This is a genomic window from Mitsuaria sp. MSU3D, from assembly GCF_056867975.1.
Map to the genome: position 1 here is coordinate 4,165,363 of NZ_CP200314.1, position 14,796 is coordinate 4,180,158.

The 14,796-nt window shown below is 64.2% G+C and carries 8 protein-coding genes; all 8 read right to left on the minus strand.

The features are described from left to right. Positions 1–101: 101 nt before the first annotated feature. The gene (locus AC1VNM_RS18375) at positions 102–1,577 is read right to left on the minus strand and encodes a glutamate synthase subunit beta (RefSeq protein ID WP_483107863.1); all 1,476 of its coding nucleotides are present in this window, start codon (positions 1,575–1,577) and stop codon (positions 102–104) included. Between the two features lie 43 nt (positions 1,578–1,620). Beyond that, entirely contained in the window at positions 1,621–6,366 is a 4,746-nt protein-coding gene (locus AC1VNM_RS18380) for a glutamate synthase-related protein (protein ID WP_483109303.1), read from the minus strand. 210 nt (positions 6,367–6,576) lie between these two features. Then, entirely contained in the window at positions 6,577–7,281 is a 705-nt protein-coding gene (locus AC1VNM_RS18385) for a transposase (protein ID WP_483107864.1), read from the minus strand. Positions 7,282–7,309: 28 nt separating this feature from the next. Further along, positions 7,310–8,443, minus strand: coding sequence for a deoxyguanosinetriphosphate triphosphohydrolase (locus AC1VNM_RS18390; RefSeq protein WP_483109304.1), 1,134 nt, complete (start codon positions 8,441–8,443; stop codon positions 7,310–7,312). 21 nt (positions 8,444–8,464) lie between these two features. Continuing rightward, the gene (gene aroB / locus AC1VNM_RS18395; protein WP_483107865.1) at positions 8,465–9,580 is read right to left on the minus strand and encodes a 3-dehydroquinate synthase; all 1,116 of its coding nucleotides are present in this window, start codon (positions 9,578–9,580) and stop codon (positions 8,465–8,467) included. Further along, positions 9,561–10,166: a shikimate kinase gene (locus AC1VNM_RS18400; RefSeq protein ID WP_377161724.1), complete on the minus strand. Its 606-nt coding sequence runs from the start codon at positions 10,164–10,166 to the stop codon at positions 9,561–9,563. Before AC1VNM_RS18400 ends, aroB begins: the two co-directional genes overlap by 20 nt. Further along, entirely contained in the window at positions 10,163–12,433 is a 2,271-nt protein-coding gene (locus AC1VNM_RS18405; RefSeq protein ID WP_377160103.1) for a hypothetical protein, read from the minus strand. Before AC1VNM_RS18405 ends, AC1VNM_RS18400 begins: the two co-directional genes overlap by 4 nt. Positions 12,434–12,599: 166 nt before the next feature. After that, complete coding sequence (locus AC1VNM_RS18410; protein WP_483109305.1) at positions 12,600–14,795, minus strand: type IV pilus secretin PilQ; 2,196 nt, start codon at positions 14,793–14,795, stop codon at positions 12,600–12,602. Between the last annotated feature and the right edge of the window lies 1 nt (position 14,796).

The following is a 14,796-nucleotide window of genomic DNA, read 5'->3' on the forward strand; positions in this document are numbered from 1 at the left end:
GGTGGCACTTGTCCGGAGGCATTGCCGCAGCAGATCCGCGCTACGAATGGAAAAGGCCCGCTGCCTTGCGGCAGCAAGCCTACTTGGGCGTCCGCCGTGGCTCAGCGCGGCAACGCGCTGTCTCCCATCAGAAACTCATCGATCGCCCGAGCGGCCTGCCGGCCCTCCCGGATGGCCCAGACCACCAGCGACTGACCACGTCGCATGTCTCCGGCAGCAAAGACCTTGGCTGCGTTCGTCTTGTAGCCGCCGTTGAATTCGGTCGTTGCCTTGGCGTTGCCACGTGCGTCCTTGGTCACCCCGAATGCTTCGACGATCGCCGACACCGGACTCACGAAGCCCATCGCCAGCAGCACGAGGTCAGCCTTCAGGATCTGCTCGCTGCCCGGGACCTCGACGACCTTGCCGTTGACCCATTGCACGCGCACCGTCTTCACGCCGGTGACCTTGCCCTTCTCGCCCAGGAACTCCTTGGTTGCGATCGCGAACTCGCGTTCGCAACCCTCCTCATGGCTGGACGAGGTGCGCAGCTTGATCGGCCAATAGGGCCAGGTCATCGGCCGGTCCTCGACTTCGGGTGGCTGCGGCATCAACTCGAACTGCGTCACGCTCGTGGCGCCATGGCGATTGCTGGTGCCCACGCAGTCGCTGCCGGTATCGCCGCCGCCGATCACGACAACGTGCTTGCCGTCGGCGCGCAACTGGCCCTTGAGCTTGTCACCGGCATTGACCTTGTTCTGCTGCGGCAGGAACTCCATCGCGAAATGCACGCCGGCCAGGTCACGCCCCGGCACCGGCAGATCACGCGACTGTTCCGCGCCGCCGGCGAGCAGCACAGCGTCGAATTGCTGCGTCAGCTCGTCCGCGGTGATCACGTCCTTGGCCCAGTTCGTGACCTTGGACCCCTCCGGCAGATGCGCCACCATCACACCGGTCCGGAAGACCACGCCCTCCGCCTCCATCTGCTGGACGCGGCGATCGATGTGGCTCTTCTCCATCTTGAAGTCGGGGATGCCGTAGCGCAGCAGACCGCCGACACGATCGTTCTTCTCGAACACCGTGACGCTGTGCCCGACGCGCGCCAATTGCTGCGCGGCGGCCAGACCCGCCGGGCCGGAACCGACGATGGCAACGGTCTTCCCCGTCTTCACCTTCGCCGGACGTGGCGGCACCCAGCCCTCGGCCCAGGCACGATCAATGATCGCGTGCTCGATCGACTTGATCCCGACGGCGTCGTCATTGACGTTCAGCGTGCAAGCTGCTTCACAGGGCGCTGGGCAGATGCGGCCGGTGAACTCGGGGAAGTTGTTGGTCGAGTGCAGCACCGCGATGGCGCTCTTCCAGTCCGTATCTCCGCCCCGATACACCAGATCGTTGAAGTCCGGAATGATGTTGTTGACCGGGCAGCCGCTGTTGCAGAACGGCGTGCCGCAGTCCATGCAGCGCGCGCCCTGCTGCTTCGCCTGCTCGATATTGAGGCCGATGACGAATTCCTTGTAGTTCTTGAGTCGCGCCTCGACGGGCTCATAGCCCTCTTCCAGACGCTCGTACTCCATGAAGCCGGTGACTTTTCCCATGACGGCTCGCTCCTGAATTCCTGAATCTTCGATGCGGTGACGATCAGGCCTTGGCCTTGGCGGCGGGCGCCTTGGCTTGGGCAATCGTGGCGGCGGTTTCCTTGGCGGCACCCATCTCGCCCAAGGCGCGGCGGTACTCGTTCGGGAACACCTTGACGAACTTGGCGCGAGATTCGGCCCAGTGGTCCAGGATGTCCCGCGCACGCTGGCTACCGGTCCAGCGGTGATGGTCCTCGATCAGCTTCTTGAGGAGCGCCTCGTCGGTGCGGGCCTGCCCATCGCCGAGCTTGTGCCAGAGCGCCTTGTCCATCGTGGCCTCCTGCTCATGCGTAGGCAGCAGCTTGTCCAGGGACACCATGCTGGTGTTGCAGCGCTTGGCGAATTGACCGTCCTCGTCGAAGACGTACGCGAGCCCTCCGCTCATGCCGGCGGCGAAGTTGCGACCGGTCCGACCCAGCACGACCGCAGTACCACCGGTCATGTATTCGCATCCGTGGTCGCCCGTGCCCTCGACGACCGCCGTCGCGCCAGACAGGCGCACCGCGAAGCGTTCCCCGGCGACACCACGGAAGAAGGCCTCGCCCTTGGTCGCGCCGTACAGCACGGTGTTGCCAACGATGATGTTCTTCGTCGCATCGCCGCGGAAGTCGATCGACGGCCGCACCACGATACGACCGCCAGACAAGCCCTTGCCGGTGTAGTCGTTGGCGTCGCCGATCAGGTAGAAGGTGATGCCCGGCGCAAGGAAGGCGCCAAAGCTCTGACCACCCGTGCCTTCCATCTGGATGAAGATGGTCTGGTCGTCGAGTCCTTCGGGACGGCGGCGGATCAGCTCGCCCGACAACATGGCGCCAACGGTGCGGCGCACGTTGGTCACCTCCTGCATGAAGCGCACCTTCTCGCCCTTGTCGAACGCGGGCAGGCACTTCTCGATCAGCTTGACGTCCAGCGCGCGATCCAGTCCATGGTCTTGCTGGTCGTTGTGCAGGCGGGCCACGTCAGCCGACAGTTCCGGACGGTGGAAGACGCGGGTGAAATCCAGGCCCTTGGCCTTCCAGTGGCTGATGCCCTTCTTCGTGTCGAGCAGGTCGGCGCGGCCGATCAGGTCGTCGAACTTGCGGATGCCCAGCTGCGCCATGATCTGGCGCGCCTCTTCCGCGACGAAGAAGAAGTAGTTCACCACGTGCTCGGGCTTGCCGCTGAACTTCTTGCGCAGCACCGGATCCTGCGTCGCGACGCCCACCGGGCACGTATTCAGGTGGCACTTGCGCATCATGATGCAGCCCTCGACGACCAACGGCGCCGTCGCGAAGCCGAATTCGTCCGCACCCAGCAAAGCGCCGATGACGACGTCACGGCCGGTCTTCATCTGACCGTCAGCCTGCACGCGGACGCGGCCACGCAGGCGGTTCAGCACCAATGTCTGCTGCGCCTCCGCCAGCCCCAACTCCCACGGCGTGCCGCAGTGCTTGATCGAACTCCACGGCGAAGCGCCGGTCCCGCCGTCGTGCCCCGCGATCACGATGTGGTCCGCCTTGGCCTTCGCCACGCCGGTCGCAATCGTGCCGACGCCTACTTCGGACACCAGCTTTACCGAGACGTCGGCACGCGGATTGACGTTCTTCAGATCGTGGATCAGCTGCGCCAGATCCTCGATCGAATAGATGTCATGGTGCGGCGGCGGCGAGATCAGACCCACGCCAGGCACCGAATGGCGCAGAAAGCCGATGTAGTCGGTAACCTTGCCGCCAGGCAGTTGACCGCCCTCGCCGGGCTTGGCGCCTTGCGCCATCTTGATCTGGATCTGGTCGGCGCTGACCAGGTACTCCGTCGTGACGCCGAAGCGGCCCGACGCGACCTGCTTGATGCGCGAGCGCATCGAATCGCCGTTCTGCAGTTCGTAGTCGGCCTCGACCACCTTGCTGCCAACGACGTCCGACATCTTCGTGCCGGCCGTGATCTTGATGCCCTTGAGCTCGTTGCGGTAACGCGCCGGATCCTCGCCGCCTTCGCCGGTATTGCTCTTGCCGCCGATGCGATTCATCGCGACTGCCAGCGTCGCGTGTGCTTCGGTGGAGATCGAACCCAACGACATCGCACCGGTGGCAAAGCGCTTGACGATGTCAGCGGCGGATTCGACCTCCTCCAGCGGAATCGCCTGGCCAGGATCGAACTTGAACTCGAACAGGCCGCGCAGCGTCATGTGACGCTTGCTCTGATCGTTGATCAGTTGAGCGTATTCCTTGTACGTGTCGAACTTGCCCGAACGCGTGCTGTGCTGCAGCTTGGCGATGGCGTCGGGGCTCCACATGTGCTCCTCGCCGCGGGCGCGCCACGCGTACTCGCCGCCAGCGTCGAGCATGTGCTCCAGGACCGGGTCATCGCCGAAGGCAGCGCGGTGCAGGCGCAACGCCTCTTCGGCGACCTCGAAAACGCCGATGCCGCCGACCTGGGTCGGCGTGCCTCGGAAGTACTTGGCGACGAGATCCGCCTTCAGACCGATGGCCTCGAAGATCTGCGCGCCGCAATAGGACATGTAGGTCGAAATGCCCATCTTGGACATGATCTTCGACAAGCCCTTGCCCACCGCCTTGATGTAGTTGTAGACCGCCTTGTCGGCCGACAGCGAGGCCGGAAGTTCCGACGTCATCGCCTGCAGCGTTTCCAGTGCCAGGTAGGGGTGGACCGCTTCGGCGCCGAAGCCGGCCAGCACGGCGAAGTGATGCACCTCGCGCGCGGTGCCGGTCTCGACGACCAGACCTGCCGTCGTGCGCAGGCCCTCGCGTACCAGATGATGGTGGACGGCCGACAGCGCGAGCAGCGCGGGGATGGCGACCCGGTTCGCGCTCAGGTGGCGGTCCGTGATGATCAGGATGTTGTGTCCACTCTTGATCGCATCGACGGTCTCGGCGCACAGCGACGCGAGTTGCGCCTCGACGCCTTCGCGCCCCCAGTCCAGCGGGTAGGTGATGTCGAGTTCGTAAGGCTTGAACTTGCCGTTGGTGTGATGCTCGATCGCGCGCAGGCGAGCCATCGACTCGAAGTCCAGCACGGGTTGCGTGACCTCGAGCCGCATCGGCGGGTTCACCGCGTTGATGTCGAGCAGATTGGGCTTCGGGCCGATGAAGCTGTTCAGCGACATCACGATCGCCTCGCGGATCGGATCGATCGGAGGGTTGGTGACCTGTGCGAACAGCTGCTTGAAGTAGTTGTAGAGCGGCTTGTTCTTGTCGGAGAGCACGGCCAGCGGGCTGTCGTTGCCCATCGAGCCGATGCCTTCCTCGCCGTTCGCGGCCATCGGCGCGAGCAGGAACTTGATGTCTTCCTGCGTGAAGCCGAAAGCCTGCTGGCGGTCCAGGAGGGAGGCAGGGAACACGGGCGCGGTGACCTCCGGCGCCGGGATCTCGTCGAGCTTGACGCGGACGTTCTCGATCCACTGGCGATACGGACGAGCGTTGGCGTACTGGGTCTTGAGCTCCTCGTCGTCGATGATGCGCCCCTGCTCCAGGTCGATCAGGAACATCTTGCCCGGCTGCAGCCGCCACTTCTTGACGACGCGCGATTCGGGAATCGGCAGGACGCCGGATTCGGACGCCAGGACAACGAGATCATCGTCGGTGACCCAGTAGCGGGCCGGGCGCAGGCCGTTGCGGTCCAGTGCGGCGCAGACCTGACGGCCATCGGTGAAGACCATCGCGGCCGGACCGTCCCACGGTTCCATCATCGCCGCGTGATACTCGTAGAACGCGCGGCGGCGTTCGTCCATCCACTCGTGTTGCTCCCAGGCTTCGGGGATCATCATCATCGCCGCGTGCGCGAGCGGGTACCCCGACATCGTCAACAACTCGATGGCGTTGTCAAAGGTGGCCGTGTCGGACTGGTGCTCAAAGCTGATCGGATACAGCTTCTTGAGGTCGTCGCCCAGCACGGGGGACTTCATGACGCCCTCGCGGGCGCGCATCCAGTTGAAATTGCCCTTGACGGTATTGATCTCCCCGTTGTGAGCGACCATCCGGTACGGATGCGCCAGTGGCCACTCGGGGAAAGTGTTGGTCGAGAAACGCTGGTGCACCAGCGCGATCGCGCTGACAACGCGCGGATCGGCCAGGTCCTGGTAGTACTTCCCGACCTGGTCGGCCAGCAGCAGGCCCTTGTAGATGACGGTGCGACAGCTCATCGACGGCACGTAGTACTCGCGGCTGTGCGTCAGCTTGAGCGCCTGGATCGCGCTGGAGGCGGTCTTGCGGATCACGTACAGCTTCCGCTCGAGCGCGTCGGGGACGATGATGTCCGGACCGCGACCGATGAAGATCTGCCGGATGATCGGCTCCTTCTCGCGCACGGTGGGCGACATCGGCATGTCGCGATCCACCGGCACATCGCGCCAGCCGATCAGCACCTGACCCTCGGCCTTGATGGCGCGCGCCAGTTCCTGCTCGCAGGCCAGGCGCGACGCATGTTCCTTCGGCAGGAAGATCATGCCGACGCCGTATTCGCCAGGCGGGGGCAAAGTGACACCTTGCTTGGCCATCTCCGCGCGATAGAACTCGTCCGGGATCTGGATCAGGATGCCAGCACCGTCGCCCATCAGCTTGTCCGCGCCGACCGCGCCGCGGTGGTCCAGGTTTTCCAGAATCTTCAGACCCTGCTGGACGATGTGGTGCGCCTTCTGGCCCTTGATGTGAGCGACAAATCCCAGACCACAGGCGTCCTTCTCATTGGCGCCGTCGTAGAGGCCGTGTGCGGCAAGCTCGCGGATCTCATTGGTGGACGGCCCGCTGGCCGGCATCGTTGCCGGGCTCGTGATACTGGACGACGGTTGCGCGGTGCGCGGATCTTGAGCTGCCGACATCGGTGGCCTCCTGAACTCGAAAACGAAACCCGCGCAGATTAAGACGCGTACCGCAAGGGCACAAGCACAACTAAACGGGGTCAGTATCGATTAAATGGATGCGTGGCGAATTGGCGCCTGTTAATTGGGGACAGATCAAGGGAAGAGTCAAATTGTCCTCGGTGTCTTCTCCTTGCGAGGTCGACCACGGGGGCGCGGGCTCATCGGTCGGGCACTGATCTCGCCAAGCGTCTGCAGGAAACGTGCCGAGCCAAGCGGCCAACCCTTCAGCGCCGAATCGATCAGCTTCTGGCGCTCCGTCTCGGACTCTCCCTCCTCCAGCCAGCGACGCCAAGCCAGTTCGCGCTCGAACGGCGTGTTCCCGAGCGCCCAGAACCCCGGCGCATCTGTGATGAGCGGATCACGCCGTCGACCGAGATGGTGCGCGGCCGACGACCAGACAAACTCGCCGGGATCCCCACTCAGGCCGGCGCGCTGCGGGTTCAACTCGATGCTGCGCATGACGGCCAGCAAGTAGCTGTCGGCCTCCAGCGGTGCGGCGCGGAAACGCCCCTCCCAGAGCGTGCCCAGGCGACCATGGCGCAGATTGAAAGCGCTCACGTAACGCCGCCCCAGCGCCTGCATCATTCGACTCAGGCCGTCGTCCGAGGAGGGCGTGGCCAGCAGGTGGAGATGGTTCGGCATCACGACGTACGCGTGGATGGCAACCCGGTGAGTGGCGGCGCTGTCCTGCAGTGCAGCAAGCAAGGCCTTTCGGTCCTCGTCGTCGACGACGATGGGCTGCAGGTTATGCCCGCGGTGGATCAGATGATGCAGATGGCCGGCGAGCGCCAGCCGTGGGAGTCTTGCCATGAGGGGGACAGCAGTAATCTGTCCCCAATTATGCTGGGATCAACTTCTTCCCGGTCAGCCGCTCGTGTTCCTTGATTGCAAAGCGGTCGGTCATTCCCGCGATGTAGTCCGAACAGGCGCGGGCATGGTCTTCGTCGTCAGCGAAATCCGCGGGCAGGTGTCCCGGATCTGAGAGGTAAAGCTGAAAGAGTTCCCGCAGCACCTGCTCGGCGCGGTCGCGCTGCTGTTGCACCATGGGATGGCGATAGAGGTTGGCAAACAGGAATCGCTTGAGCTCGGTGCTCGCGTGGCGCATCTGAGGGCTGAAACGCACCAGCGGCCCCTTCGTGCGCGCGTCTTCAGCATCGACGGGATCAGCCGTCTCGATCGCGGTGCGGGTGGCGTCAATGATGTCGTAGACCTGCTGCGACAGCATGCGGCGGATGGTCTCTGCCAGAAGCCGTTTCCCCACGAGCCCCGGGTATGCGGCCAAAGTCTCGCGCAGGTAACGATGCACCAGTGGCACCTGCTCCAGTTGCTCCAGCGTCACCAATCCCGATCGCACGCCGTCATCGACGTCGTGGGCGTTGTAGGCGACCTCGTCAGCAAGGTTGCAGAGTTGCGCTTCAAGGCTCGGCTGCCCGCCGTGAAGGAAGCGAGCCGCAACACCGCCCGGCTCGCGATCTTCAATGCGCTGGGCGTCGCGCTTGCCGCAATGCTTGAGGATGCCCTCGCGGCTTTCGAAACTGAGGTTGAGCCCGTCGAATGCCGGGTAGCGCTGCTCGAGCTTGTCGACGACTCGAAGCGATTGCAGGTTGTGCTCGAAGCCGCCATGCGCCTTCATGCAGTCGTTCAGCACGTCCTGCCCGGCATGACCGAAAGGCGTATGTCCGAGGTCGTGCGCGAGCGCGATGGTCTCGACGAGGTCTTCGTCCAATGCCAGGCTACGCGCGATCGAACGCCCCAACTGCGCCACTTCGAGCGAATGCGTCAGCCGCGTGCGGAAGAGGTCGCCTTCATGGTTGAGGAAGACCTGCGTCTTGTAGACCAGCCGGCGGAACGCCGTGCTGTGAACGATGCGGTCGCGATCGCGCTGGAACTCGCTGCGCGTCGGTGCGGACACCTCGACGTGCCGTCGACCGCGGCTGCGCGCGGGATCGGAGGCAAAGGGCGCGCGCAGCATCATCATCGTCGGTTCAAGCCTTCAACGGGGCCCTGTCTCAGTGTGAGCGGCGATCACCTCGGCCACGAGCACATCGGACGCACCCCTCATGCCCGCCTTGCCAAGGCTCTCGATCACGACAAAGCGGATCTCGCCGCCCTCGTTCTTCTTGTCGACACGCATGAGATCCAGCCAGCGATCGATCGGCATCCGGGGGGCCTTCACCGGCAGGTGCGCCCGCTCGATCAGCCGCGTCATCCGGTCGACGAACGACGCCGGCATCAGCCCCAGCCGGGCCGACAACTCGGAGGCCAACACCATGCCGCAACCCACCCCTTCGCCGTGCAACCATGCACCGTAACCGAGGCCGGTCTCGATCGCATGGCCGAAGGTGTGGCCGAAATTGAGGATGGCACGCAGGCCGGCCTCGCGCTCATCCTGTCCGACCACCCACGCCTTGATCTCGCAGCTGCGCTTCACTGCATAAGCGAGCGCTGACTTGTCACGGGCCAGCAGGGCGTCCAGGTTGTCCTCGATCCACTCGAGGAAGGACACATCGGCGATCGGTCCGTACTTGATGATCTCGGCGAGACCGGCCGAGAGTTCGCGCTCCGGCAGCGTATCAAGCGTGTCCAGATCAGCGACAACACGGACCGGCTGATAGAACGCGCCGACCATGTTCTTGCCGCGCGGATGATTGATTGCCGTCTTGCCGCCGACGGATGAGTCCACCTGCGCCAGCAAGGTCGTTGGTACCTGCACGAACGGCACGCCGCGCATGTAGATCGCGGCCGCAAAGCCGGTCAGGTCGCCAACCACGCCACCACCCAGTGCGAACAGTACCGTCTTACGGTCGGCCGCGCCGGCCAGCAGATGGTCGATGACTGCGTCGAGCGACTCCCAGCTCTTGTGCTGTTCTCCGTCCGGCAGGATGACCGTCTCGACACGCGAGTAATGGGGTGCGAGCTGTCGCTGGAGGCGTTCGAGGTACAGCGGCGCAACCACGTCGTTGGTGACGATCAGCGCAGCGGAGGCATGCGGCAAGTCGGACCAGGACGACGAAGCGTCGAAGAGACCCGAGCCGATGAGGATGTCGTAGCGCCGGTCGTCGAGGTCGATGGCGACGGTGGATGTGGGATCAGGAGCCGGAGCGGTCATTCCCGGAAGTGTACGGGGCCTCGCTCGCCCCCACGGTGGCCGCGACCCGCGCTGGATCGATCAACCCCGCCAACTCCAGCTGCATCAGGATCATGTTCGCCAAGCCATGCACCGATGGACGACTCGATTCGAGCACGAAATGCGCACAACGCCGGTAGAGCGGATCGCGCTGCGCATAGAGTTCGCGCAACTTCGCCAGTGGATTGGCCACCTGCAGCAGGGGGCGCTGGGTATCGTGCCTCAGACGTCTGAAGAGTTCTTCAGGTGACGAGCGAAGGTACACGACTGTCGAATGCGCCTTGAGTCGATCGCGATTGATCTCGCGCAGCACCGCGCCGCCGCCAGTCGCCAGGATGAGCTCCTGGCCACTGTTCGCGCCGTCGAGCAGTCGCGCGATGGTGCGCGATTCGAGGTCCCGAAACGACGCTTCGCCCTCACGGGCGAAGTAGTCCTTGATCGACTCGCCGCCGAGATCCTTTTCGATCTCGGCGTCGGAGTCGACGTAGGCGATATCAAGCTGCCTGGCCAGCAACCGGCCGACGGTAGACTTGCCACCGCCGGGCATGCCGACCAGGGAGATCGTCAGGGGCACGCCGTTCCGGTCGGTCCAGCCTTGGCCACCGCTTGCGAGAAGGTGGTGGCCAGGCCCGCGGGCGATGTCACAGTGATGTACACCGTGCCGCTATCCGTTGCGTCCGCGAACTTCACGTCCACCGTCGCGCCGGTAGGCACAAGCGTGCTCGGAGTGGAGCTGCCCGCCTGGACTGTCACAGTCAGACCGTCGCTGCCAGTTGCCGTCACCTTGGAGCTTGCGGGCATCGGATTGAACGCGGTCCCGTTGTTGTCGCTCACCAGGAAGTAGAGCGACATCGTGGCAGCGCCGCCGTACAGCACGTTGTTGCCGGAGCCGACTCGCGACACCGTCACCCAGTTCGGTGCGTCACGGCCGTCATCCGAATAACCCCACCAGTTCGCCGTAGCGCCGTTGTCATCAACACCCGACCCCTTTGCGAAAGCGCCGAAATCGATCAGCTTGCGCGTGTCCGGACAAGTTCCGTTGACAGCAGCCTGGCGGAGATTTCCCGGAGCCTTGAGGCCCCAAACGATGTTGGCCTTGGAAGTCGAGAACACCGTCTCGACCGCGCGCCGGACGTAAGCGCGACCTTGCCCGGCGTCACAGGTGCCCGGCACGTAAGGCGTGTACGAACCGAACGCGAACAGCGACTTGGCCGGCTCTGTCAGAACGTTGTTCGGATCGTTCGCGCAAACACCGGTCCCGGTGCTGTCGTTCTGCTTGATGAACTGGTCTGTCGTGCTGTAGTTATTGTTGTACAGGCGATCCAGGAACACAGAACCCAGATTCTGGAATTGCTCACCCGCGTCGTAAACGTTGTTGCCGTTCTTGTCGATGAACGATTCTTCGCCCAGGGCATAAGCGAGCACCGTCACACGGCCATCGGCAGGACGCGGTTCCGCCGCAGCGAAGTTGGAGGTCGCACGGGAAATGCCGTTGGTGTCCTTGGCCGTGAACACCGTGTTCACCACCTGACCTGCCTCCGACACGAAGTTGATGGCTGTGCCATCCGGCACCGGATTACCCAGTCGATCCGACGCGATGATCGAATAGGTGTTTGGCGTACCGTCCCGGTCCGCGCCCTCGATGTTCGCCGATCCTTGGGCGAGCGAGAAATTCAGCTGCGACGGCAGGCCGACAGCGATGGACAGGGAACTCGACACCGTCGAGATGGTCGTGTTCTTCAACGTTGCCGCCACGCGCACCGGCGTCGGCACCGTGCCAGAATTGATGCGAACCACCACGTCGCCGTTGGTGTCCGTATTCTTGGTGATCGTCGCTCCGGTGACGCCATCCAACGTCAAGCCGCCCGACCAGACGTTGGCCGACAGATCGATCGGTTGGTTCGGCACGCCGTTGCCGCCGGCATCGACCAAGCGGAACGTGACATTCGCGAATTCGGTGTAGCCGGAACCCTTCAGGTAGATCGTCTTCGTCGCCGTGTCCGTGGCCTGCAGGCTTTGTGCCTGTGGCGTGCCCAGAGTCAGCACAAGTTGACGCGTCGAAGTGCTGCCGACAATGGTGGCCTGGTAGGTGTCCGTGCCCTGGAAGCTGCCACAGCTGTTGTCACGGAAACGGAAGCTGGCCGATCCGGTGGTCGTCGTGACTGTGCCGGTCGGAGTCAGCGTGCCCTTTCCAGCCACGACACAGGCGGACGTCAACGACACGTTGACGGGCGTACCGATCGCCGTGGAGGACAGGCCGACCGTCAGGGTCGTCTCACCGTTCGGGGGCAATGCAGACAGCGCCAAGTCGGAGGTCAGTGAGTCAATCGTCACATTGGTCGCCGCAAGTTGGAAACCGCTGCTCGCCGTAATGCTCGCTCCCGCCACCGTGGCCGTTGCGTTGATCGTGTCCGCACCCGCTGTCGTCGCGCTCGCGGGACTCAGCGTCACCGTGGCATCGCCACTGTCGTTGGTCAGGGCCGTCGTCGAATCGAACTTGCCCAGACCCGCAGCGGTCGTGAAGGTCACCACCGTGTTGGCTACAGGAGCACCGGTTGCGGTCCGCAACGAGGCGGTCACCGTGGCCGGGGCGCTGGCAGTGACAGTCACAGACGTCAGCTTGAGCGTCATCGTCGGCGCAGTCACCACCGGCGTCGTCGGGGTGCTGCCCGAGCCGCTACCCGGCCCGACCACCGGCGTACCAGCATCGCCACCACCGCCGCCGCCGCAAGCAGCCAGCACTGCCACCATCGTGCCCGTCAACACCAGGCGGGCGGTGCCGCGCATCACCACTGACTTGCCGCCCACGCTGGCCACTCGTTCGATTCGCTTCATGTCTTGCTACTCCTGCGTCCGCGGCACTTGCCTGGCCACGGCATCCTCTCTGAAATGCGTTCGCGCCACCGGCCCTTTCCGGCTCTTGTGGCGGCTGTTCTCTCGCGAACGCGCTTAGCTGCTTGGCATCATGCCGCGAGCGGCCGGCGCAAGGCGCCGGCTCCGCTCAGCGTGTGGTCGCCGTCACCCGATCGCTCACCACCTTCGGGGTAATGAAGATCAGCAGTTCCGTCTTCGCGGTGCTGCGCGACTTGTTCTTGAACAGGTTACCCAGCAGCGGGATGTCGCCAAGGTACGGCACCTTGTTCTCGCTCTCCAGGTCTTCCTGCGTGTAGATGCCGCCGATCACGACCGTGCCGCCGTTTTCGACCAGCACCAGCGTCTGCACATGCTTGTTGTTGATCGCATAACCCTGCGGGGTCAGCGTGCCGCGGCTGTCCTTGTTGACGTCCACTGTCAGGATCACGTTGCCCTCTGGCGTGATCTGCGGCGTGACTTCCAGCTTCAGCACAGCCTTCTTGAATGTGATCGAGGTCGCGCCGCTCGATGTCGACTGCTGATAGGGGATTTCCTCGCCCTGTTCGATCAGCGCCTTGGTCTGGTCAGCCGTGACGACACGCGGGCTGGACACCACCTTGCCGCGACCATCGGCTTCCAGCGCCGAGATTTCGAGATTCAGGAACCGGTTCGCCGTGGCGCTGAACAGCGACAGTGCGAAGTTCGCGGCAGTCGCACCGCCGAAGGCATCGCCAGCCACGTTGGCGGGCAGATTCACAAACTGCGAGTCCGCATAGTTGTATGCCGTCTGCTGATTGGTCGCCGAGCCGACCGCCGAGTAGTTCCCGCCAACCGTCACATAGTTGCTGCCACCAACGCTATAGCCGGGAATGCCACCTTGACGTCCGCGCAGGTCGCTCGCGCCCAGCTTGACACCCAGCGCACGCCCGAACTTGTCGTCAGCCTCGACGATGCGGGCCTCGATCAACACCTGACGGACCGGCACGTCGATCTTCGCAATCAGCGCCTGGATCTCTTCCAGTTTGGATGGGATGTCGCTGACGAACAGCTGGTTCGTACGCGTCTCCCAGATCACGCTACCGCGCGGCGACAGGATGCGCGAGGTCTGCGTGGTGCCGCCACCACCCTGGTTGTTCTGACCGGTCAGTCCCTTCGCGACCTCCTCGGCCTTCGTGTAGTTCATCTGGAAGGACTGCGTGCGCAGCGGCTCCAGCTGCGCGACTGCCTGCTTGGCCTCCAGTTCGGCCTTTTCCTTGTTGGCCAGCTCTTCCTTCGGCGCGATCCATAGCACGTTGCCGGACTTGCGCATGCCCAAGCCCTTGGCCTGCAGAATGATGTCCAACGCCTGGTCCCAAGGCACATCCTTCAGGCGCAGCGTCACATTGCCGGTGACGGTGTCGCTGGTGACGACGTTGAAGTTGGTGAAATCGGCGATGACCTGCAGCAACGCGCGCACGTCGATGTTCTGGAAGTTCAGGCTCAGCTTGTCACCGGCATAACCCGGACCTTGCGTGAGCTTGTTCGGGTCGACCTTCTGGGGACGGACTTCCAGCACGAACTGGTTGTCGCTCTGGTAGGCGCTGTGCTCCCAGATGCCCTTCGGCGTCACGATCAGGCGCACGCGGTCGCCCTGCTGAGTCGCGGTGATCGACTGGACCGGCGTGCCGAAGTCCGTGACGTCCAGCTTGCGGCGCAGACGTTCCGGCAGCGTGCTGCGAAGGAACTCGACAACCAGATTCTGACCTTGCTGCTGAATGTCCACACCGACCTGGCTGCTCGGCAAGTTCACGACCACGCGACCCGCGCCGTCGTTGCCGCGACGGAAGTCGATGTCTTGCAAGCCCTGCGCGGCGGCATTCTGGCTCGGGGCGAAGTGCACCGGGTCAGACGCGACCGTCGTGGCGGCAGCGGCAGCGGTTGCCGCGGCGGGCGCGCCATCCAGGAAGATCAGCAGCGAGTTGTCCTGCAGCTGGGCGCGATAGGTGCTCGCCTGACGCAGGTTCAGCACGACGCGAGAGCGATCCCCTGCCTGCGCCACGTTGGCCGAACGCATGTTGCCCGAATTGATCTCGACCGCGCTGCGGCCAAGACCGTTCGATACGCCAGGCAGATCCAGCGCGATACGCGGCGGCACCTGCACGGCAAACCCGCGCGGCACTTCGGTCAGCGGCTGTGCCAACTCGATGCGGACAATGTCCGTACCGGATTGCTGCGTCGCGCTGATCGACCGGATCATGTTCTGCGCCCAGGCCTGCGCCGGCAGCAGAACTGCCAGGCCCACCGCGCAGGCCAAGGCTTGCCAGCGCTTGACGCGCCCTTCTCGTTCCCTCGTACGGACGCTCATC